Origin of the sequence: Microcoleus sp. PH2017_08_TRC_O_A (assembly GCF_020738665.1) — a bacterium.
Taxonomy (GTDB): Bacteria; Cyanobacteriota; Cyanobacteriia; order Cyanobacteriales; family Microcoleaceae; genus Microcoleus.
In genome coordinates this window covers 82,196-105,264 of sequence record NZ_JAEQCE010000004.1, presented here as the reverse complement: position 1 = coordinate 105,264, position 23,069 = coordinate 82,196, and the positions used below count along the sequence as shown (strand labels likewise).

Below are 23,069 nucleotides of genomic sequence, written 5' to 3'. Positions count from 1 at the left end.
GATTTACCCCGGATTATTGAGCGGATACACTTCTGGCTATGTTAAGAAGTGCGGAATGTAGGTCATAAATCTTTATATTTTAGAGCCTTACAATAAAATAATATTAAAAGGAATACTATAAAGCAGAGAGCGATCGCTCAAATCACAAAGGAAGAACCTATATTTGATCTGGCAATCGCAATTTTCGATATAGTTCATCAATCAATAAGTTGAAATATCCACCATTAAATCATCTTTAAGGAGTCGTAAATGACTACAACTTTTTCGCGTCTAGAACTTCAGAAAATTGCCGAGGATCACAGATTGTTTTTATGGTCTATCCTCGCCTTGATAGTTATTAACCTATTTCATGTTTCTTTACAAAATCAAGCTATAAATCTACAACCTATACGTTTACTCGCACATTTTGCAGCAACAGGATTTCGGATATTTGCGCTATACAAGCTGGTAAGATCCCTCAAGCTTTCTGCATGGATAATTTGGCTTATTGTTGGTTCACTTGTGCCAATTCTGAGTCTACTGGTACACGATAAAGCAATGAAAGCAATGAAATCTGCTGGCATAAAAGTCGGATTCATGGGAGTCGATCCAAGCTCTATCTAATATGCTGTTGTAGTCTAACAATTGTGGTGTACCGTACTGGCGAGAAATCCTGATACATTACGAGGTAGTTTGCAGCAGATTAAGCAAACAGTTATCTCGTTTCGTTTCTGAGTTATGACAGTACAAAGCATTGAAAAAACCTTTCAACTCATCCTACAAAAAACCATTCCGACAACAGCACAATAAACTGAGAGCAACCCCCTTTAAACCCAGTTAACCCAGGGTGGATTAATTGTCAGAGGGGGAATAGACTTCTTGCAAAAATAGTTAGGAAGTTGCTGGGAGCAACGTCCCACAAAAATCTTTTTTATTGTGGGACGTTTCTCCCAGCAGCGTCCCACAATTTGATTAAAAGGGCTTTTGCAAAAGGTCTATTGTCTAGGGCGTCGGTTCAGTATTAAAGGTTGACACAAGCGACATAGTATGTATGTTGATGTAGACCTTGGCAGGGCTCTCGCATGGTTGGCGATCGCGATCTACTGTCACCCTCATCCTTCGCCCTACATAATACATATTTCGTTATTTTTGTCAAAATATTCTACTGTACCGGCGCCCTAGGGCGACTTTTGCTCTCATGGTATAAGTTAGCCTAATTCAAATACTGAATATTTTCCGGTACCGAACTAAAAAATTTCCATTCTCCATTTGATTTGCGTAACGTATGTAATATTATCATCTTATTATCTCTGAAAGTTGAAGATGACCCGTCAATCTTTGTGGTTGTTTGTTCGATTCTTACTTTGGCTTCGTTTCCTGAAATTCCCACAATTTCAATTTTTGTTGGTTCGTACTTTAAATTTCTTTTGAAGACTTCTGCAATTGTAATTATTGTTGGTTGAAAACCAGGAGAGTTTGGATCTACTGTCGCCATATAGGATTCAGGATTTCTTTCATTCAAAGCTTTGAACTGCCGATCGATTAATAATTTGATTGCTGCTTGATCGCTGGTGTTATCAGCTAGAATCTCTGTTGAGTTTATGAGTATAGGTGTAGTTAATTGATTGTTGCTTAATTTCGAGTCAATGTTAGGCACTTGGCCGCGGTCAATGTTGGTGGTATAACTGCTAAGGAATAACCCTAAGATTACGGTAGGCAATGCTTTGTTTAAAGCTTGAATATTCAAAAGTGACATGGTAAATATAACCGATAAATTTATAATTCTACGCTAGCATCTACAGCATCTGATGTCAATTTTAATTAGTTAACTATCTTGAACAGTAGGAGACATGGCTATATTGTCTGCTTGTTGCTGCATGAATTCAATGTCCGATCGCAACCAAGTGCGCGGCCCGCTGCACTGATGAGCAACTAACAGCCCCCACAGTCCTTTTTTGGTTAAAATTGGCACGACTAAATTGGCGCGAACCTTCAGGCTACGCAGAAACAGTCGGTGACATTGGTGGATTGGCTCTGTTTCAATATCTGTAATTGCTCTGACTCGACCCGCTTCGTACAAAGCAGCGTATTCGTCGTTAAAACACTCGTCTGGGCCAGTAGAACCCAAGATTGACAGTTCGATCGCACTTAGCATCTCACAAGTCACTCGACCTTGCCACTGCCTGTAAAAATAATACAGTACCGCGCGATCGCTCTGCACCACTTCTCGAATGTCGTATAGGGATTTTTCAATTAATACGTCGCGCTTGAGACGTTCTGTCAAGCGGTTGACAATTGTTTGCAGGCGATCGCCAGACATGGTAATGACTCCTTAACTTCCTAGTTTTGGCTGAGCTCTGTCTTCAGTTTACCTCTATTGAAGATAGCAACTGCTAGTATAAGTTTACATCTAGAGTGAAAATTTATGTCTGTGCTAGAAGCTGCTTGGAAACACGAATTTATCGCTACAAACGGCATCAAACTGCACTGTGTCACTCAAGGTTCTGGGCCGCTGATGCTGATGCTGCACGGATTTCCTGAGTTTTGGTATTCTTGGCGCCATCAAATCCCGGAATTTGCATCAGATCGTAAAGTTGTTGCTGTGGATCTCAGGGGTTACAATGACAGCGACAAACCTAAGGATAAATCTGCTTATATGATGGCAGAATTTGTACAAGATATCAAGGGAATTATTCAAGGCTTTGGATACAAAAGCTGCGTCTTAGTTGCCCACGACTGGGGAGGCGCGATCGCCTGGAGTTTTGCTTATGCTTATCCTGAGATGGTGGATAAATTAATTGTGATGAATATACCGCATCCGGCAAAGTTTGCTGAAGGGTTGCGAACTCGCCAACAATTGCTGAAAAGTTGGTACATCTTTTTGTTTCAGTTGCCATTTTTGCCGGAATTTTTAATTAAGTTGGGCGACTATCGGGCGATCGATCGCGCTTTGCAAGGCATGGCAGTTGACAAAAGCAGCTTTACCCCCTCCGATATCCAAGCTTACAAAGATGCGGCAGCTAAACCGGGGGCTCTGACTGCTACTATCAATTATTACCGCAATATTGCTCGCGGATTTGTCGATCGCCCGCATAGAGAGATCCTCGAAGTTCCGACGTTGATGATTTGGGGCGAAAATGATCGAGCCCTCGGCAAAGAGTTAACCTACGGAACCGCAGATTACGTGCGGGATTTTCAGATTCATTACGTTCCCAATTGCAGCCACTGGGTGCATCAGGAACAGCCGCAGTTAGTCAATCGGTACATCAGAGATTTTTTGGCGAGTAAGTTCATTTAATTGGTGTTGCGGGCGATCGCATTTGAATATCAATTATAGGGAAATATTATCAATAACTTTGTGTCAACTCTTGACCAAGAATTTCGAATCAATCCCAAATCGAAAATCGAAAATCCTCTCTTCCCCCGAATTTATCCGTGGGGTCGCCTCTAAAATCTAAAATCTAAAATCTAAAATCGATTGACTCTCAAGAGCCGCTGTCAACTCTCTACTCAACTCTGTGGCGCCTGATAGGAGTGGGGAACAATCGCCCGGAGCGCGTTAGCTTTTGCGACACGGAAAGCTTGCAGCATGGATTGGCCCAAAGATCTACTTGCACCCAAGATTCTCAAAATGCGATCGTCCGCTGGAATAATCGGACATGGCGTGAAAAATATCAATTCTCGAAAAAAATGTATCTAAAACGATATAATTTTTGACATTCCCAACCTAAAAAATTGAGAGGAAACCAATCAAATTTTCGCAGTCAGCTTTGATGACACGAGATATCTTGGCAACGCAGCAGCAAAGAAATGACCGCATAATTGTCTTGGCGCTGATTTTTCTGACGCTGCTGGGACTAGCATTCCGGCTCTATTTGGCGTGGCGCACCAACCAAACTCTCCCCGATACCCCCGCCCGTCTCACAGGCGATGAACCAGGTTACGAGTATTTGGGACACTCTTTGCTAGAGGGTAAATTTTTTGATTGGCCGGGCAGGACACCAGTGTATCCCTTTTTTGTAGCTGGATGTTATGTAATTTTCGGTCGTTCTCCCGCATCTGTAGTCTACATACAAGCTTTTTTGGGGGCGACAATCATACCCCTAACTTTTATCCTGGCACGGCGTTTTACTGGCCCTCAAAGTTCCTTAGTCGCCGCTGGATTAATTGCGCTACATCCCTCCCTGATTCTTCATGTCAGGCTGCTGCAAACAGAGATTTTATACGCGCCTTTAATGATTTTAACAATACTGGGCTTGCTGCGAGCATTGGAACAGCCGCAGTGGCAAAATTTTTCATTAGCAGGTGGGTTGTTGGCAATTACGAATCTTTGTCGGCCGACAGCGATGTTGTTTCCGGTAATTGTCCCACTATTGATGCCGCGCCAATGGTCTTTTAAGCGCAAGATTGCTTTGTTTGTTGCTTATTTGGGCGCAATTATCATCATTACCACACCTTGGACTTACCACAATTATCGAACTCACAAGACTTTTTTGATTTACAGTGTTTCTACGGGGCTGCTGTGGCAAGGAAGTCCAGAGTTTTATCATTTTGCCTACGAACAACTGCCAAAACGCCATATCACTAAAATTTGGCAGGAAGAACTCAATCCGGCTCGGAATGGCGGACACGATGTTTTTACCATTGAGGGCGATCGCTATTTTACCAAACGGGCGATCGCTTCAATACTCTGCGAGCCGGCTGTCTATCTCTGGTATTGTTTGCAAAAGGCAGTTTATTTGTGGTTGGGAAACCCTATAAGTGACTGGCCTCATCACGCTATGTTTAATGTGCAGGCAATGCGGAAATTCTTTTCGCCGCAACGGATTGTCGGCATTTTAGCGTCGCGAATTTTGCCTGTATTTGCGGCTTTGGGCATGATAGTTTTGCGGCATCGCTGGCGGGAGTTTTTGCCACTGCTGGCAGTCTGCGGCTATTTTACTTTGATTCATGCGCTTACTTATGCAGAAGTTCGCCACAGCGAGCCACTGCACCCGATTTTGGCGATCGTAATCGCCACGGCGGCGGGGGAACTTCAGCGTAGGTTAAAGTTAATTAGTCAGTAGGTCTTAGGCGGTTAGCCATTAGTTATTAACCCAGTGTTATCAAAAACTCTAATTCGGAATTTCACCCTCGCCTTTTTAATTGCCATCGGCCTAGAGTTGTTGGGCCCAACGACAACTTTTGCTCAAAACATCGCAACAATTAAATTCTCCGGTACTGCTGCGGGTGTCAGCACTCGCTACATCGGTGCAGTCGAGGGCAACATTAACTTTGATCTCAAAGATTTGCAAGATTTGGGAATTAATACATACCGCATTTACGGCGGGATGTCTCGATGGGAACCGGAAGACGATGACGGTAAATACGGCTGGCCGGAAATCTCCCAAATTAAGGCAAATCCAAATATTATTAATTGGGCGCATTGGGATAAAATTATGACCGATCCGCCCCGGGGTAGCGATTATTCGTGGTCGGGAGAACGTGGTAAAGTTTGGGAAGGCAATGCTAGGACTATTTTTAATGCTCTCAAACAGGCTAAGATTCGCCCGGTTGTGAGCATTCGCAATGTGGACGGTAGTTGGAATCCGTCCTGGGCGCTGCAATTAAATCCGCCCCGAACTAAAGAAGATTGGAACGAGTGGTGGGAACACGTGTTTGCTACGGTTTATTGGTTGAATGTACGCAACGATTACCGCGTTGATGATTGGGAAATTCACAACGAACCGGACTACCGCATACAGGGTTGGGGTGGAACTATGGCTGACTATTTTGAGTTGGTGAAAGTGACCAAAGATGCGATCGACTTTGTTTACAAAAGTTATTTGCCTGGGCGCGCTTACCGCATCCACAGCCCGACAAGCGTAGGTGGCAGCATTTGGCCTGCTGAGGCTTTGCGAGAAATTCCTAATTATTTCGATACTGTCAACTTCCACAATTACGATGCAGATATTTCTAACTACACCCGCAAAGTGCGCGGCTGGATGAAGGGGACAGTCCGTGCTAACTCGGAGGTTTGGGTGGGAGAATGGGGAAGTTATCAAATTAGCTATAACGATTTCCCTTTAGCTTTAAGTTTGATTAAAAATTTGATCCGAGGTTCCCAACCGGGGGATAATTATATTTACGGGAGTCACATATTCTGTTTGTACGACTGGGGAAAGCCGGCACTGGCGGAAGGTTTGCTGGGGGACGGGGGAAAACGGCGCGCGAGCTACTATGCTTTGCGGATGGGAATTCGGGCTTTGCAAGGGGGTAGGGCTAGCTTTTTTCCGATCGCTAATAGTTCCGATTTAATGGCAGTTGCAACTCTCGATTCTAGTAAGAATGTTTACTTGCTGGCTGTCAACGATCGAGCAAAATCTTATACTGTTCGTGCCGATATTTCAGCTTTAATCGAAGCTGGTAATGGGACGGTGCGGGAGTTTAGTTTGAAGTCAATGGATGAGGTTGTTAGCAGCTTGACCCTGAAGGGTGGTAAGGCGACTTTTTTGGTGCCGGGGAAGAGTGCTATTCTCATCAAGTTCGTTAGCGCAGCCCTCGAAGAGGATCGCCCGAATTGAATGTCAAATTCTCGGAGTTCAGAATTGGGATAAGATAGAATTAGTTACGATCGCAATTATTTATTTTGTGCCCTCGAACCCTCGAACCCTTAATTAGACAGTTGAAATATCTAAATCGTGTTGTGATTCCCCTCCTGTCGCTGGTAAATTGGTAGCGTGTAAGTATCTTGCCTCCAACAGAATCCGATCGAGAATTCCCTTGAGCGCGAGAAGGTAGCCGAAGTCTAGACATCGCAGAAATTCTTGCTCGTAAACCCGCAGTAGTTAGGTTAGGCGAGGAATTGCCGGCCAGTCTTCATGTCCGCCCTCTGCTAGATAGCATTGGTTCTGACTTTCAGCGCCCGTCAATTGTCAGGATTTGGCACGGAATTAATTTTTAATGCCAAGATGCTGATAGTAGGGGTGATTTTAATCTTACAGAAACTTTGATCGCGCACAGGTAACCTCGCGCGCAAAGCCTCTCAATCAACCTGCTGCTTGCGACGATCGGGTTTTTCCAACAAATATCACTCTTATGCCCGCTGATGTTTATTCCCTCTCTCAGTCAGGTCATTAACCGCCATCCCCTCACCGTCACCCCTGGGACGCCCGTAGAAGAGGCGATCGAGCTGATGAGCAGCACAGGAGCCAGTTACGTCCTTGTGGTAGAACCGCGCGGAAATTTTCAACTGGGAAATCCCACCAACGGGACTTCCCCGCAGTCGCGGGAACAGTTAGGTTTCTACAAAGGCCTACCGCGTGCGCTACACGCAGGTGCTAACAGGCTCAGTCTCAACGGCCTCAACGGCTCAAAAGCCGACGATACCGGTGGCCAGATGGTGCTGGGGATTTTTACAGCGCGAGATGTCGTACAGCTAAATTCGATCGGCGCTGCTTTGAGGGGATTTGCGATCGAGCAAATCATGATCAGAACCGTAACTGTAGCCCGAGAATCGGAAATTCCCGACTTTTTTGCCTTAGCCAATCTGCTGGACAAACATCTGATCGGGCATTTACCAGTCGTCAACGACGCTGAAGAACTTGTCGGTTTAATTAGCTCTCAAAGCTTGGTACAACTGTTGCAGGAAATTGGGGAATCGCCACAACCCATTAGCAGCCCTTCGCCACCTGCTTCGCCCTTGCCATTTCCTCCGCCACTGCCAATTTTACATCCGAAATTAGAGATCCCCGCAAATTTAATTAAACTCGATCAAATCCCTCAAATCGCAGCGTCGCGAATTATTCACGCTCCGGCTACTGCTTCAGTTCGCTATTTGGCGCAACTGATGTTCCGACACAATGTTAGCTATGTATTAATCACTGAAACCCCGGAACCAAACTCGAATGGTGCAGCTCAAAATGCCAAATTTACAAATCCCAACCTCCACAAACTGGTTGGGGTGGTAAGTTCGCGGGACATCGTGCAGTTGCAAGCCACGGGGAGAGACTCTAGCAGAATTAAAGCAGGAGCGATTTGCAGCAGTTCGCCAGCCCTGGTACGATCGCACTCTACCCTCGAAGCAGCCATCGCCCTGCTGCGAAAACACTACTGCCAGTTACCTCTATTAGTCATCAACGACAGCAATCACCCGATCGGGATTGTCAATCCTCAAACTATCCTGTTACAAGCACTGGACTCAAAATCTCTGCATTCAGGCTTGCTCGCTTTGCAGCGCCAGCTAGAATCTAGCAACGCGCAGTACAAAAAACTCTTGGCCCAAATACAAATTCCGGCAGCCAATCCCTACCCAGATGCAGAAATTGCTCAAAACAGTAGCGTCGTGCAGCCCCCAAATCTCCCCGCTACCGTCAACAATCAGGGGATTTGGGATTGGAATCTCGAAACAGATGAGTTTTTTTATTCGGCGCGATGGCAAGAAATGCTCGGCTACAAAGAAGGGGAAATCTCGAATCGGCGATCGGAATGGTGGAGTCGCATCCACCGAGACGACATTGACGGAGTAAAGGCAGCTTTAGAAGATCACTTCGCACAAAAAACAGCGGATTTTGCAGCCGAATATCGAATGTACTGCAAAGACGGCAGCACTGTCTGGGTGCTGAACCGAGGTCAAGTTTTGCGTAGCGCTACGGGCAAACCGCTGCGGGTAGTCGGAACTCATACAGATATTACTCCAAACCAGCAGTTAGAACTCAAAAACTCCGATGGCGTCGAGGAATTCCAAGTATTTGATGCTTTGAAAGCAACAGTAATTTTCCAGATGGATGCGGCGGGGATTTGGACATTTCTCAACCGTGCTTGGACTGAAATAACGGGTTTTTCGGTGGCTGAAAGTTTGACAACTAATTTTTTAGATTGGGTGCATCCAGATGAGCGCTCGCATTGTGAAAATTTATTGGAGTCTTTGCTGTCTGGTAATTCACCATTTTATCGGCGAGAACTGCGATTTAAATACAAGTTGGAATCTGGCAAAAACGAATTGGGAATTCAGATTGATTCAGGCTTTGTTTCAGTTGAAATATTTGCCCAAGTCCGGCTGAATTCCCAAGGTGAAATACTGGGAATTTTAGGGACTTTGCACGATGTCTGCAACCGCGTTGAAGGAGTTGAGGAACTGCGGGAAAGCGAGCGGGCAATTCGATCGCTCTACGAGGTAATGGTAGGCTCGTCCGGCTCTTTTGACGAGCGAACGGCCCGGTTGCTGGCAATGGGTTGCAGTCAGTTTGGGATGGATATCGGGCTGTTGGGCAGGGTTTTGGGCGATCGCTACGAAGTGCTCGCGGCTTATGTACCGCAAGATTTTCCCTTCGGATTTGCTAAAGGAGACGGTTTTTCTTTAAGCAGAACCTTCGAGCGAGAGGTTTTGCGATCGATCGAACCTATTTCGATCGAATCAGCCGGCACTACTCAGTGGAAGCAGCATCCCGCTTACGCCGTGCGGAGGTTGGAGGCTTTTGTCGGCACCAGGGTAATCGTCCAAGGGCGAGTTTTTGGCACCTTAAGCTTTACTTCCCGCACCGCTAAACCTCCTTTAAAACCGCTGAATCTTGAAATTTTAAAGCTGATGGGCAATTACATCGGCGCGGAAATTGCCAGGGAAGAGCGAGAGCGAACTTTGCAGCGACAGTACCAGCGCGTCTTGCTGCTCAAACAAATTACTCAAAAAGTGCGATCGACCTTAGACACTCAAGAAATTTTTCAGACTACCGCCACCCAAATCGGCCGCGTATTCGGCGTCAATCGCTGCACAATTCACACCTATCTTTCCCAACCTTATCCCCACCTTCCTTGCGTCGCAGAATACCTAGAACCAGGTCACGAATCGGCTTTAGATTTAGAACTTTCTGTCACTTACAACCCCTACACCGAAAAACTACTCGCAGAAGATATCGCCCTGGCATCTCCCGACGTGTTTGCCGATCCTTTGCTCGAATCTTCCGTACCAATGTGCCGCCGCATCGGATTAAAATCTATGTTGGCGGTTCGCACTTCCTATCAAGGAGAACCGAATGGCATTATTACTTTGCACCAGTGCGATGCAACTCGCCAGTGGACTCCCGACGAAATTGAACTCTTAGAAGATGTTGCCGCTCAAGTCGGAATTACCTTAGCTCAAGCACTACTCTTAGAAACGGAAGTTCAGCGCCAGCGACAGTTAGCAGAGCAAAATGAAGCTTTGGAGCAAGCGCGAGAAGCGGCCGAAGTAGCTAACAGAGCTAAGAGCGAATTTTTAGCAACTATGAGTCACGAAATCCGCACTCCGATGAATGCGGTAATCGGGATGACGGGTTTGCTGCTGGATATGCAACTAACTCCAGAACAGCGGGATTTTGTTGAGACAATTCGCACCAGTGGCGATGCTTTGCTAACTATTATTAACGATATCCTCGACTTTTCCAAGATTGAATCGGGTAAAATGGATTTGGAACGCAGCCCCTTCGATCTGCAAAACTGTATAGAAGAATCTCTGGAATTGCTAGCTCCTAGAGCGTCGGAAAAAGGTTTAGAGTTGGCTTATTTTATTGATGATTCTGTTCCGAAAAACATTTTAGGAGATGTCACAAGGCTGCGCCAAATCTTAGTAAATCTGCTGGGCAATGCAGTTAAATTTACAGAGTCTGGAGAAATTGTTGTCTGCTGTACGGCTCGGAAAGTTGAACAATTACCTGCTAAGAGTTCGCCGGAAATTAGCAATATTCTAGAGCCGCAACCGCTAGCAATTAACCAGGGAAAGTTGGCAGGTAGGAGACTATACGAGATTCAATTTGGTGTCCAAGATACGGGCATTGGCATTCCGCCAGACCGGATCGATCGCCTGTTTAAAGCTTTTTCGCAGGTAGACGCCTCGACAACGCGACATTACGGCGGGACTGGGCTGGGATTGGCTATCAGCCAACGTTTGAGCGATATGATGGGCGGTAAAATGTGGGTTGTCAGTCAGGTAGCTCCGGGCAGTTCCAAGTCTCAACCTGCTGTTTCTGCGATCGGACAAAGTACGGCAGGAATCCCACCTGCGGGATTTTCTGCACCGTCGATATCGGGTTCCGGTTCGATTTTTTATTTCACGGTGATTGCTGAAGCTAATCAAAACGCGGCTGAAGAAAAAAAACCGGAATTTACTGTTGGGAAGCGTTTGTTAATTGCCGAGAATCATGCCATTAACCGCCAAGTTTTGATCCGGCAAGCTGAGGCTTGGGGCATGATACCCGTGGCTGTAACTTCAGGCGCTGAGGCTTTGGAAATCATCAAAGGAAACTCGGCGATCGATTTGGCTATTTTGGCGATGAATCTACCAGATATGGACGGTGTGGCTTTGGCTGTGGAGATTCGGAAATTTGAGCTGAGCAATTTATCTAATGGCGACGCGCTAAATCCGAATGTCATCAAAGTTAAAAGCCCTCGCAAAGTTACGCTACCTTTGGTGCTGTTTACTTATTTGAGCAAGGCGGAAGTTTGGAAAAAACTTGAAACTACAGAAGTACATTTTTCGGCGTTTTTAACTAAGCCTCTAAAACAGTCCCAGTTTTATAATGTATTGCTGCAAGTTTTTGGGTATGTTGCTGGTAGAAGCAGCAAGGGAGAACTTTCAAATGTGGCGACTTTGACTTCGGGATTGAAGTATTTTGAAAATTCTCAAGAACAGCACCGCGCGCAGCGGACGCCTGCGGTTTTGAGGCAGGTTCCGAGCAATTCAGCCCCACACGATCCAAGTAATGCTAATCAGATTCGGATTTTGCTGGCAGAGGACAATGTGGTGAATCAAAAAGTCGCTACGCATTTGCTCGACAGGATAGGATATCGGGCGGATATTGCGGCTAATGGCTTGGAGGTTTTGGAGGCGTGCAAGCGGCAATCTTACGATGTTGTGCTGATGGACGTGCAGATGCCGGAGATGGACGGTTTGGAAACGACGCGCCGCATATGTGCGGAATGGCCAGCTAACAAGAAGCCGAGAATTATTGCGATGACGGCTAATGCCATGCAGGGCGATCGCGAAAAGTGTCTGGAAGCGGGTATGGACGATTATATTACTAAGCCCGTGCGCCGGGAAGAGTTGGCCCTCGCCCTCAGCAAGTGCCAACCTCTGCGTCGGGATGAATTGAATGCCGTTACTGAACCAAAAAATCCAGATATTTCCGATCAAAATGGCAGTCATGTTACTAGACATTCGAGCGTTCAACCGCCAGCAAATTCGCCGATTAATTTTGAGGTTTTGCACAATCTCCGCGAGCTAGACGATGAGGACGATCCGGATTTTTTGGGGGAGTTGATTAAGATATATTTGTTAGACGCACAGCAGCATTTAGAAACAATTAAGGAAGCTATTTTTCTAGGTGACGCTGACAGTTTGAAGCTAGCTTCTCACACGCTGAAGTCGAGCAGCGCCAATTTAGGAGCGGTGTCTTTTTCGGAAGTATGCAAGGAGTTGGAGTTGATGGGCCGCGTGGCGGTTGAGTCTGGAGGGGAACAGGTTTTTGATGCGAGGGCGGCGCGCGATCGCCTATTGGAAGCCGAAGCTGAGTGGGAAAAGGTGCGATCGGCTTTTGAGACGGAATTGAAAACGGGGAATTTGCGATCGCAAATGGGGTAATTTGTTATTTGTTGGTTGTTATTTGTTAGTTGTTATTTGTTGGTTGTTATTTGTTGGTTGTTATTTGTTAGTTTTACAGTGCTGTCCCCGCTCGCGTGCTTGTACAAGCACGCGAGCTCTTAAGCTCGCACTACCATAAAAAATGCTTCTTGCAAAACTGAGATGCTCCCAGTTTCAATAACCAATAGGGTGCATCTCTTTTTTGCAAATATATTCGTAGGGGCGAAGCATTCCGGCAGTAAATCTCTGGCGATCGCTAATAAATTGTCTGCCGGAATGCTTCGCCCTTACAAAATTGAGATGCACCTAACCAATAACCAATCACCAATGCCCAATTCCCAATTCCCAATGCCCAATTCCCATATTTAACTTTCACCTAAATATGCTTTCCGAACAGTTTCATTTGACTGCAAATCGCTAGCACTACCAGCGACTACAACCTCACCAGTTTGGATCACATAGCCGCGGTGGGCTACACTTAAAGCCATGCGAGCGTTTTGTTCTACGAGTAAAATAGTTGTACCTTCAGCATTAATATCGCGGACGATCGCAAAAATTTGACTCACTAACATCGGCGCCAAACCCATACTCGGTTCGTCCAACAATAGCAAACGGGGGCGGGACATCAAAGCGCGGGCGATCGCCAGCATTTGCTGTTCCCCCCCGCTGAGAGTGCCCCCTTTTTGACTAATTCTTTCTCGCAAACGGGGAAATAAATTTAAAGCTTTTTCCATATCCGACTTGATACCCAGAGTATCGTTGCGTAGATAAGCACCCATTTCCAGGTTTTCTTGCACCGTCATCCGCGGAAAAATCAACCTTCCTTCCGGGCTTTGAGAAATGCCCAAACGGACGATCGCCTCTGTAGACAGCGATTCCAAAGGCTTACCCTCAAATAATACAGTGCCGCTGCGCGGGCGCAGCAATCCTTGAATCGTGCGGAGAGTGGTAGTTTTCCCCGCCCCGTTGCTACCAATTAAAGTCACAACTTCTCCCTCCTTAACCGTTAATGAGACTCCTTTGAGGGCGTGAATATTTCCGTAATAGGTATGAATATCTTGAATTTCTAGCATAATTACTCTTTGTCGGCTATCTTTATATAGATTTTAATCAAAACACGGACATATTTACCATTACCCGTTGGCATCTTCTTCTTTTCCCAAATAAGCCTCAATCACGCGAGGATCTGCGCGAACTTCATCGGGAGTTCCCTCAGCAATTTTAGTACCGTACTCCATTACACTCACGCGATCGCTAATTCCCATCACCACTTTCATATCGTGTTCGATCAGCAAAATACTCAAATCCAACTCATCCCGAATCCGGTAAATAAACCGAGTTAGATCGGCCGTTTCATTCGGGTTCATCCCCGCAGTCGGTTCGTCCAACAGCAAAACTTTTGGGTCAGATGCCAAAGCCCTCGCAATTTCCAATCTGCGCTGGTCGCCGTAGGAAAGGTTTTTTGCCAACTCCGGCGCTTTCTTCACGCCTAAACCGACAAAATCTAGCATAGTCAGCGCTTTTATTTTAGCTTCCCGTTCCTCCGAATTCACAGTCGGAGGGCGGAGGATTGCACCCAACAAACCAGCTTTTAAACGGCAATGTCTGCCTACTAAAATATTATCCAACACAGTCATGTTGTTGAACAATCGGATATTTTGAAAAGTTCTAGCAATCCCGAAAGTTGTCAGGCGATCGGGCGGTAAACCTGTGATATTTTTATTTTCCAGTACCAACTGGCCCGCACTCGGTTTGTAGATGCCGGTCAGCATATTAAAGAATGTGGTTTTACCCGCACCGTTGGGGCCAATCAAACTGGCGATCGATCCTTTTTCTAAGGTTAAGCTAACTTGATTTACCGCAGTCAAGCCGCCGAATCGCATTGTCAGTTGCTGTGCTTCTAATAGTGACATTTTGGTTGTGTTTCCTAATATTAGTTAAGCTGTGATACCAATTTTTTATGAGGGTGCATAGAATCTGATCCCCCCTAACCCCCCGAATAGTCGGGGGGGACAAGAGTTACTCAAAGTCCCCCGACTATTCGGGGGATGCGAGGGGGATCGGGATATGTGCAACTTCACATTAAATTGGTATGAGAGTTCGGATTCTATATAATACCAAATCTGATCTGTTAAAGTGCGTCAGCTTGGCTGTGGTGGGATGCTCGTTACGACAAGGAAAAATTAGGGCCTCGGAATGCGTTACATAAAGTCTTAGGCTAAGCTTTATAACTGGGTTTCAGCTTAACGACGACAAAAAGGGTGGAAAATTAAATTACACTGATATTTGGTCGCGGGCGATCGGCTACTATAGTAGGGGGTATTGTTGAGGTCGGAATTATGATGAAGCTTGGTTTGCTGGTGCGATCGCAAAACCTCTCCGCAGAAAAATCTCCAAACAACGACTTAGGAATCGGAAAAGTTACCGAGCTATCCTACTCTACAGCAACGGTTGAATACTTCTGCTCGATCGGGCAACGCCTAGAAAAAATCTTACCCTTAACTTCGCTTTCTAGAGTTCGACTCCCGCCTCAGACACGATGTTACATCCAGCCAGAAAACCAGGATACATGGATAATTGGTCGAATTTTTGACTGGGACGAAGATAAAAGTCTGTATCGCATCGATCTACCCGATAAAAAGATAGCATTAGTTGCCGAACAGGAAATTTACGTTCGCTGCAACCTACCCATCGATGATCCCATCGAAATTCTAGCGATGAAAGGTCAGGAAACGCCTTACTTTCACGATCGGCGTTTAGCTTTTGTCCGGTGTCTGATCCAACAGGGCGCCGTCAGTCGCGGGATGACAGGGCTGATTTCTGCCAATATTGACCTTTATCCCCATCAAGTTGAAGTTGTCCGCCGCGTGCTCGAAGACCCGATTCAACGCTATCTTTTAGCTGATGAAGTTGGACTGGGAAAGACGATCGAAGCAGGTGCTATTCTGCGCCAGTATCTCCTCGATGAACCCCAGGGACGTGCAGTGGTAATTGTGCCGCAATACCTGCGAGAACAGTGGCTTCAAGAATTAGAAAATAAATTCCATCTCTCTGACTTTCTCTCTGAATTTGCCGATCGCGTCCAGGTACTTGCTGTAGAGGATGTCGATCGAGTCAGCCCGAATGCCGCTTTGGGCTTCCTGATTTTAGATGAAGCACATCATATTGCAGCAATGGCGACTTCTTCAGATTCGAGAGAGCGCAGGCGTTTCCAAACTTGCAAACACCTCGCTCACAAAAGCGATCGCCTACTCTTATTATCCGCAACTCCAGCGATCGATCGCGAGCAAGATTTCCTGGTAATGCTGCACCTCCTAGATCCGATCACCTACCAAATTGATGATGTGGAAGGTTTTCGGGCGAGGGTGAAAAACCGCCAACAAATTGGTCGAGTTTTACTTTCATTTAAAGAGGGTGCAAATCCGTTTGTGCTTAAAACTAACCTCAACCAACTGCGAAATTTGTTTGCTGAAGATAAATATTTGCTAGATATGGTAGAGGAGTTGCAAAATTGCTTGCTTTCTCCAGAAATACGAACGGGCGATCGCGATCCAATAGTGCGATCGATCCGCACCCACATCAGCGAAACCTATCGGCTGCACCGCCGAATGCTCCGCAACCGCCGCGCTGCGGTAGAAGATGTAATTTTTGACCGCAATGTGACACCAAAATTAGAATATGACTTAGATGAGCGATCGGCCCAAATTCACGAACTAATTGATGAATGGCGCACAGTCGCTCCTAACCAACCACAATATCAGCAAATTTTTCAAATTTTATTTTGTGCTAGCGGGACTTGGTTGGGGATTTTAGCGCAAGTGCTGGAAACCCGTTTAAGCGGCATTTCCCATACGAGTTTAATTTCGGAATTTGGCGCAGATAATCTCCGCATTCTCGCAGAAACCCCTCACTTTTCCGGCGAATCAGAACTCCTGCAATCTTTACTAAAAGTTATTCAGCAACCTTCAGAAGAAGGCGATCGCATCGAATTACTAAAAATAGTAATACTGTCTCATCTTTCAGACACTCTTAAGCTTCAATCTTATCGCAGCAACCTGCATAAATTGCTCGAACAGGTGCAACAGCGAATTCGCCGACCGATATCGGGAGACACCCTACCTAAAATTGTCATTTTCACCAGTTTTGCCCAAACAGCCGCTGAAATTTTCCGGTGCTTATCAGATACTTTTGGTCAGGGAAGTATAGCTAGCCATCAATTATGCCTGTCTCGTTCTGATGTTGAAAAAAACCTCGATCGCTTCAAAAACGACCGAAATTGTTTCATGCTTGTTTGCGATTCCTCCGGCGAAGAAGGTCGCAACTTTCAATTTGTCAATTGGATGATTAATTTCGATATTCCCCGATCGCCAAATCGTTTAGAACAAAGGATTGGCAGGATCGATCGCATCGGCCGCCCTTTAAATGTTCAATTTACAGTATTCGCAGGCTCAGACTTAGAAGATAGCCCTCACGATGCTTGGTATCAATTATTAAAAGACGGTTTCGGCATCTTCCGTCAATCCATCGCCAGTCTTCAGTTTTATGTAGATGAAAAACTGCCAGAACTAGAAGCTGCTTTGTTTCAATCTGGTGCTAGCGGACTATTGGACAAAATCACTGCCATTCAACAAGAAATAGAGCGCGAACAACTGAAAATCAGCGAACAAAACGCTTTAGATGAAATAGATGCCCAGGATGAAAACGCTACCGAATATTTTCAAAATTTAGATGATTTTGACGCTCGCCATCAGCAAATTCAACGAGTAACAGAAGGCTGGATCTGTGAAGCACTTCACTTTAAACAAATTGACGACCCAAACTTAGAAAAAGTAGCGCGCTATCAACCTAGTAAACGTACTTTAATTCCCATCCGCGACCTGCAAACTCGCTTTGCTACTCGTACCGAAAAACCCGGTACTTATAACCGGAGAATATCAACTCAGCATCCCGGTGTCAATCTGTACCGAATTGGCGAAGGATTTGTGGAAGCACTAGCATCTTATATCAATTGGGATGACCGGGGTCAAGCCTTTGCGATGTGGCGGTGCGATGAATCTTGGGATGCTGGGGAAGGGATGGAATGGTTCGGTTTTCGCTTTAATTATCTAGTCGAGATTGATTTGGAAATATCCCAAAAAGTTTTAACAGATTTGGGGATAGACGATCGCAAATACAAGGCTCTCAAACGACGCGCTGATGCACTGTTTCCCCCAACCATCGAGACAATTTTTATTGATGCTAGGTGCGAACCGATGAGCATTGTTGAAGATGAAGCACTTTTGAAGATCCTGCAACGTCCGTATAAGAGTAAAACCAGTCATTCATGTCGAGATTACAACTTGGCAAAAAGCCGATCGCTAATTCTGAATGAGTTTGTCGATCCTAGTAATTGGTCAGAATTTTGCCACCGGGCGCGTCGGACTTCTGAAACACTGTTGGGCGATCGCACTTCTTTCATCGAACTCTGCGAACAACAGGCCAAAATTGCCGATCGCAAACTAGGAAAAAGACTTGCTCAACTGCGCCTGCGCCTCAATCGCTTAGCCCAAAGCCAACCAACTTCGCACTCGTTATTAGCGCAGGAACTCAGCATAGAAACTGCTTTAAGTCAAGTTATTTTACAAGGAATTCGCCATCCCAAAATCAAGCTCGATTCTGTAGGATTCACTATCGTTTCTGGGCGAGTTCCAGTTCAAATTCAGAAAGAGGAGGATGAGTGATGGCTGATTCATTTCAAGAGTTAAGAGACATTCTCCAAACAGGTAAGATTCCTGCTAATACAAGTCAGTTTTCCGAAGCTTGTTACAGGCGCTTGCTGGATGCTTTGGCTGCTGCGGGAACTCCTGACGCACCGGAAAAAGGGGATATTGCTGCTTTAGTGCGTCACGTATTGCGGCGGGAAGATGAGCGACAGGGTGGAATGCCGCAAACTCTCAAAGTACCTCCGACTTATCCTTTCCCCCATCGAGAAATTTGGCAGCAAAGCGGCATCGATGTTTTGGTTGAAGGCTCGGATTACTATTTAATTAGCGCTCGTCCTTGGCAACCAAATTGGCTGGATTTTTCCAAACAATATGCTCCAGATAAACCCGTATTTAAAGAGAAAAATCGCCGTAATTACGAGGAAGTAGTGGGAGATCCGTTCCTGGAATTGGTGGATAGGAAGAAGTATCGGAGTGTCGGGCAACGCGAAGCAATTCGTGCTGTTTTGACTGCTCCTGAGAGAGCTACACTTGCGATTAATCTGCCTACGGGCTCGGGCAAAAGTCTCTGCGCTCAGTTGCCAGCGCTTTTGCGATCGCACATTGATGGTGTCAGTGCGATCGTTGTGCCGACTACAGCACTCGCGATCGACCAAGAACGAGCTTTAAAACCCTTTGTCAACCATCCAACTGCCTATTATGGCGATGAGTCTGAGGAAGGACAACAGAAACGGCAGGAAATTCGCGATCGCCTTCGCAACGGCAGCCAGCGCATCGTTTTCACCTCACCCGAAAGCTTGATGAATTCCCTTGCACCGGCTCTTTACGAAGCAGCAAGCTTAAATAAATTGAGGTATTTCGTAATAGATGAAGCTCATATCGTCGAGCAGTGGGGCGATGATTTTCGCCCGGCATTCCAAGAACTTCCAGGCTTGCGAAGAGACTTATTGCGTTTAACATCTTTTACAACTTTATTGCTGACTGCAACCCTAACCGAATCCTGTTTAGATACCCTGGAAACTTTATTCGGAAAACCAGGCCCATTTCAAGTGATATCTGCCGTGCAGTTGCGCCCAGAACCTTCTTACTGGTTTGCTTGGTGTCAGAGTGAAGAAATCAGAAAACAGCGACTAATTGAAGCTGTTTATCATCTTCCTCGCCCTCTGATTGTTTACGCCTAATAGCATGGTATTTAGCCCAAGATATTTATGATGCTCCCGATACATGGGAAAAAGTAGAACAGCTTGTCGCAGAGCAGGGAGTTGCTGAGTCTTTAGATTTGAAAATATCCAGTAATACTTTGTCCGGTCAAGTCGAGGATTGGATGTGTTATTTAGGGTTTGCTTGGAGTCATGCTTTAGGAGGAAACAAAAGAATAGTTGCCGAGCCAACTGCTTACCTCAAACGCAATTTAAAAGAGTTATTTCAAGGAGAAGTGCAAGCTAAACTTTCGATCGCAGAGTTTGTCGATCGTTTAGCCGAAAAATGTCCTCTGTTTGAAACTGGCAAATTTCGAGAACAAGTTGAGGATAAAATCGGTTCTCGCTTGCCAAATCATTTATCAACTAGCACGGCTTTTGCTTTATTCCGCCTTCAGGATGATGGCTGCATCCAGCTTGTAAAAGAGTCGGATGCCGATTTATTCATCCTTCCAATTGGTGACAAAGAAGCAGGATTTTCTCATATTATTTGGACGGGAATAGAACTATGACTTTTACAAAATTTGTTTGCTGGGATGTCGATCGCGTTCGCCGCGTGATGGGTGTGGAAGCTACCCAAACGGCAAATAGTATATTTCTAGCAACTCACCATCCGATCGCCATGTACCGCCAGGAACTTATCGAAATACCGTCGCAAGTTCGCTACAGTGAGGAACAATTTCTGAAGGATTTTCTGGCAGAACAAGATTTCGCTTTCGTACCAGTTTTAGGAAGTTCTGGCACAGGAAAATCTCACCTGATTCGCTGGCTGGCCGCCAATATTGAATCGACACAAAAGCGTCGAGTTTTGCTGATTCCCAAAATAGGAACGAATCTCAAAGATATTATCAGTTTAATATTAGAAGGGATGGCAGGAGCCACCTTCGATGAATACCGCCAGCGTTTAAATCGAGCGACTAGCACCTTGACTGAAGCACAAGCGCGGGAACAAACTCTGAATCAGCTTGCTGCTGCGGTTGGCCCAAATGGTCGGGGCGATCGCACTAATCTTTCTGATGCACAAGATTACCTAGTTGATGTAATTGACTCTTTTTTATACGATCCATTTTTCCGAGAACACTGGCTAAAGGATGAAGGAATTATTCATCAATTAGTTATCCACATTCTCGGACATCAAGATACGGTAGAAATTGTGGAAGAACGGCGGCAATTTTCGCTTGAGGACTTGCCTCTCAATGTTTTAGACTTGCAAAAAGCTGGGGAGCGATCGCGGGAATTTTATAGCTTGTTAATCGGCGATGATGATATCCAAAAGGAAACTGTAGATTGGTTGAACCGACATTTAGATGAAGCAATCGCTCAAGTTTTGAGCCTCGGGCGGGAAGATTTGCAAAGATTAATGCGAGAAGTTCGCGAAACTTTAGCAGAAGAAGGAGTAGAATTAGTTTTGCTAATTGAAGATTTTGCGAAATTTCAAGGAATCGATCGCGAAGTTTTAGAAGCAGTTTTAGCGAGGCCGCAACAAGCCGGAGGCAAATCTTTGTGCGCGATCCGAACGGCGCTAGCTTGTACTACGGGATATTTTGACGGTCTGAGGTTAGATACTGTAAAACAACGGATTACTTTTAGCGTTAATCTCGATGTCGGTACAGTTGGAAAACAACAATCTTTAGTGAATTATTCAGATATCAAACAATTTGTGGCGCGATATCTCAACGCGGTGCGTTTGGAGGATAAAATAATTCAAGATTGGGCTAAGTCTCGCAATGATGAAGATTCAGATAAAGCAGCTTTAAGTAGTGCTTGCAGTGAATGCGAACACAAACTAGCTTGTCATGCAGGTTTTGGAGAAGCGGACGGTTTTGGTTTGTATCCCTTCACGCCTGAAGCATTAGAGCAGATGCTTGCCAGGGTAAACCCCGAAACTTTTAAACCTCGATTTTTGATTAGAGATGTTCTCAAGTGGACTCTAGAAAATTCTATTTCCGATCTTCAGCATGGAGATTTTCCTGCTATTTCTCTGCGAGAACATTTTGGTAAGATGCGGCTGAGTGCAATGGTTCAGGCAGATATTAAAGCCAAAGACCAACAAAATTACGATCGCCGCCAAATTCTCCTCGATTTGTGGACTGATAGTAACGAGCTTTGCGATTTGCACCCGGAAATTCACTCTGCATTCGATCTTCCTGCACTGGGCCTGAAGGTACATTCGACTAAAGTTTCACCATCTGTTTCGCGGGCTAAAGAGTCTAGAACTTCGGTTAATAATTATCAAGTTGAGCCGCAATCTCAAACTGAAAAAGTTTCGGAAAAGCTGACGAATCAACTGCAAATTCTCGATCGCTGGAACAACCAAGATATTCTCCCGCAAGATATCGGTGGAGAACTGCGACCGTTGATTTACTCAGCGATCGGCGATCGGATAGAATGGGACACAGAAATGCTGCTTAAGGGGAGTTTTGCTAGTAGTGGGACAACATACTTTAAAAGCAGAAATATTACTTTTTTCAGTCCAAAAGTGACAAGGGAGACGATTTCTGGAGTTAAATTATCTCTTCCCCTTAATCCTGATGATGCAGATGAGTTTCGAGAAAGCGCGATCGCCTTTCAAGCCATTTTGCAGTACAATCATTACAAGCATTGGAAGTTCCCCGAGGGCGATCGCTACTTCCGCACCTACGCCAAACAACTGGAAAAATGGAGTCAGTATGTTGTTGACCAGATTCGCCTGTATCCCCGCGAGTCTGGGGAACCCTGGAGTCCTGTACCTGCGGCAGTTGAGCTACTGGCGATCGCAGCAACAATGGCCGGAAATCCTGCAAATTCGATGGAAGATTTGATTAATAGTTTGTTTCTCGACTTAGAAGCAAAAGATTTAGAAAATCGTTCAGCTAACTGGAAAAAGCTATTTAATAGCTTGAAAAACCAGCGCGAGGCTTTACTAGAAATTGTTACCAGCCGCACGGCTTGCACAAAAGGAAGTTCTAAACAATTTCAGATTATTGATGTTGTACAAATCCTCGATCCATTGCAACAGGTTAGCAAATCTTGGCAACTTCAATGTGAAATTCCGGTCGATGTTCGAGAAAAGTTTCCCGAAATCAATAAAGCGCGTCAAGCTGCGGATGAAATGCTAGAAACAGCGATTCAAGAAGAGTGCGATCGGCAACTTGCTGTTTACAATTCTCTCATATCTGAATTAGGAGAAGACATCAAGAAAAAAAATGTTATCGATTTAGTCAAAAAGGCGATCGATAGTTCAAAAGAAGCTGGTGTATTTCGAGGGAGAAAGAGTGGCGATGACCTAACATCTGTAGTGGAACAGTTTAAACGAGTTGGGCTTTCTAGCTATTTAGAAACAATGAAGCGCGTGCAAGCTGAGAAAGATAATTCAGATAGCAAACCGAGCAAGCTGCTTAAATATCTCAGCGAAAATCATCAAAAAGCAATGACAGAAGCTTCGGAATTTCTCGGAAACACTAACAATTTTCTTAATGCTTCTATAAGCGATGTCAATAACCAGATTGAACTACTAGAAAGGTCAGGTGGCGCGACAGTAGAATCTTGCCATAGAGCTATTCAAGATGGATTGGCTAGACTGCGAAATCTAATTACTGAAATTAAAGGATAGATAAT

Annotated in this window: 13 protein-coding genes; 9 read left to right on the top strand and 4 right to left on the bottom strand. The window is 45.3% G+C overall.

Features of this window, described 5'->3' with window-relative positions:
* Positions 1 to 249 precede the first annotated feature (249 nt).
* The gene (locus JGK22_RS02155; RefSeq protein WP_293181709.1) at positions 250 to 603 is read left to right on the top strand and encodes a hypothetical protein; all 354 of its coding nucleotides are present in this window, start codon (positions 250 to 252) and stop codon (positions 601 to 603) included.
* 589 nt (positions 604 to 1,192) lie between these two features.
* Here the strand turns inward: JGK22_RS02155 and JGK22_RS02150 are convergent.
* Both JGK22_RS02150 and JGK22_RS02145 read right to left on the bottom strand, forming a co-directional pair.
* A complete protein-coding gene (locus tag JGK22_RS02150) occupies positions 1,193 to 1,735 on the bottom strand; it encodes a hypothetical protein (RefSeq protein ID WP_293218799.1) in 543 nt (180 codons plus the stop codon).
* 69 nt (positions 1,736 to 1,804) lie between these two features.
* A complete protein-coding gene (locus tag JGK22_RS02145) occupies positions 1,805 to 2,299 on the bottom strand; it encodes a GAF domain-containing protein (protein ID WP_293212664.1) in 495 nt (164 codons plus the stop codon).
* 105 nt (positions 2,300 to 2,404) lie between these two features.
* On the opposite strand from JGK22_RS02145, the gene JGK22_RS02140 reads away from it, so the two are divergent.
* The 4 genes from JGK22_RS02140 (at position 2,405) to JGK22_RS02125 (ending at position 12,571) form a co-directional block, all read left to right on the top strand.
* Positions 2,405 to 3,277 carry an alpha/beta hydrolase gene (locus tag JGK22_RS02140; protein ID WP_293181706.1) on the top strand — a complete coding sequence of 291 codons (873 nt, stop codon included), beginning with the start codon at positions 2,405 to 2,407 and terminating at the stop codon, positions 3,275 to 3,277.
* Positions 3,278 to 3,752: 475 nt separating this feature from the next.
* A complete protein-coding gene (locus JGK22_RS02135; protein ID WP_293204323.1) occupies positions 3,753 to 5,045 on the top strand; it encodes a glycosyltransferase family 39 protein in 1,293 nt (430 codons plus the stop codon).
* 33 nt (positions 5,046 to 5,078) lie between these two features.
* The gene (locus JGK22_RS02130; RefSeq protein WP_293204321.1) at positions 5,079 to 6,542 is read left to right on the top strand and encodes a hypothetical protein; all 1,464 of its coding nucleotides are present in this window, start codon (positions 5,079 to 5,081) and stop codon (positions 6,540 to 6,542) included.
* Between the two features lie 524 nt (positions 6,543 to 7,066).
* A complete protein-coding gene (locus JGK22_RS02125) occupies positions 7,067 to 12,571 on the top strand; it encodes a response regulator (protein ID WP_293196934.1) in 5,505 nt (1,834 codons plus the stop codon).
* A 365-nt stretch (positions 12,572 to 12,936) separates the two neighbouring features.
* Here the strand turns inward: JGK22_RS02125 and JGK22_RS02120 are convergent, their stop codons facing one another.
* The gene (locus JGK22_RS02120; RefSeq protein WP_293181702.1) at positions 12,937 to 13,644 is read right to left on the bottom strand and encodes an ABC transporter ATP-binding protein; all 708 of its coding nucleotides are present in this window, start codon (positions 13,642 to 13,644) and stop codon (positions 12,937 to 12,939) included.
* A 60-nt stretch (positions 13,645 to 13,704) separates the two neighbouring features.
* Positions 13,705 to 14,484 carry an ABC transporter ATP-binding protein gene (locus tag JGK22_RS02115; RefSeq protein ID WP_293181701.1) on the bottom strand — a complete coding sequence of 260 codons (780 nt, stop codon included), beginning with the start codon at positions 14,482 to 14,484 and terminating at the stop codon, positions 13,705 to 13,707.
* A gap of 426 nt (positions 14,485 to 14,910) precedes the next feature.
* Here JGK22_RS02115 and dpdE point away from each other — a divergent pair, with 426 nt between their 5' ends.
* Genes dpdE through dpdH form a run of 4 tightly spaced genes read left to right on the top strand, consistent with a single transcriptional unit; the run spans position 14,911 to position 23,064 of the window.
* Complete coding sequence (dpdE, locus tag JGK22_RS02110; RefSeq protein ID WP_293312235.1) at positions 14,911 to 18,291, top strand: protein DpdE; 3,381 nt, start codon at positions 14,911 to 14,913, stop codon at positions 18,289 to 18,291.
* Positions 18,291 to 19,454 carry a DEAD/DEAH box helicase gene (locus JGK22_RS02105; protein ID WP_293204315.1) on the top strand — a complete coding sequence of 388 codons (1,164 nt, stop codon included), beginning with the start codon at positions 18,291 to 18,293 and terminating at the stop codon, positions 19,452 to 19,454. The genes dpdE and JGK22_RS02105 overlap by 1 nt, the downstream gene beginning before the upstream one ends.
* Positions 19,454 to 19,984 (top strand): protein DpdG, encoded by a 531-nt coding sequence (gene dpdG / locus JGK22_RS02100; RefSeq protein ID WP_363319083.1) that lies wholly within the window; start codon positions 19,454 to 19,456, stop codon positions 19,982 to 19,984. Before JGK22_RS02105 ends, dpdG begins: the two co-directional genes overlap by 1 nt.
* Positions 19,981 to 23,064, top strand: a complete 3,084-nt coding sequence (gene dpdH / locus JGK22_RS02095; protein WP_293312233.1) for a protein DpdH — start codon at positions 19,981 to 19,983, stop codon at positions 23,062 to 23,064. The genes dpdG and dpdH overlap by 4 nt, the downstream gene beginning before the upstream one ends.
* Positions 23,065 to 23,069 lie beyond the last annotated feature (5 nt).

Excerpts from the sequence above, each read along its gene's own strand:
- JGK22_RS02155 (WP_293181709.1), top strand. The coding sequence starts at position 250 with ATGACTACAACTTTTTCGCGTCTAGAACTTCAGAAAATTGCCGAGGAT.
- JGK22_RS02150 (WP_293218799.1), bottom strand. The coding sequence starts at position 1,735 with ATGTCACTTTTGAATATTCAAGCTTTAAACAAAGCATTGCCTACCGTA.
- JGK22_RS02145 (WP_293212664.1), bottom strand. The coding sequence starts at position 2,299 with ATGTCTGGCGATCGCCTGCAAACAATTGTCAACCGCTTGACAGAACGT.
- JGK22_RS02140 (WP_293181706.1), top strand. The coding sequence starts at position 2,405 with ATGTCTGTGCTAGAAGCTGCTTGGAAACACGAATTTATCGCTACAAAC.
- JGK22_RS02135 (WP_293204323.1), top strand. The coding sequence starts at position 3,753 with ATGACACGAGATATCTTGGCAACGCAGCAGCAAAGAAATGACCGCATA.
- JGK22_RS02125 (WP_293196934.1), top strand. The coding sequence starts at position 7,067 with ATGTTTATTCCCTCTCTCAGTCAGGTCATTAACCGCCATCCCCTCACC.
- JGK22_RS02120 (WP_293181702.1), bottom strand. The coding sequence starts at position 13,644 with ATGCTAGAAATTCAAGATATTCATACCTATTACGGAAATATTCACGCC.
- JGK22_RS02115 (WP_293181701.1), bottom strand. The coding sequence starts at position 14,484 with ATGTCACTATTAGAAGCACAGCAACTGACAATGCGATTCGGCGGCTTG.
- dpdE (WP_293312235.1), top strand. The coding sequence starts at position 14,911 with ATGATGAAGCTTGGTTTGCTGGTGCGATCGCAAAACCTCTCCGCAGAA.
- JGK22_RS02105 (WP_293204315.1), top strand. The coding sequence starts at position 18,291 with ATGGCTGATTCATTTCAAGAGTTAAGAGACATTCTCCAAACAGGTAAG.
- dpdH (WP_293312233.1), top strand. The coding sequence starts at position 19,981 with ATGACTTTTACAAAATTTGTTTGCTGGGATGTCGATCGCGTTCGCCGC.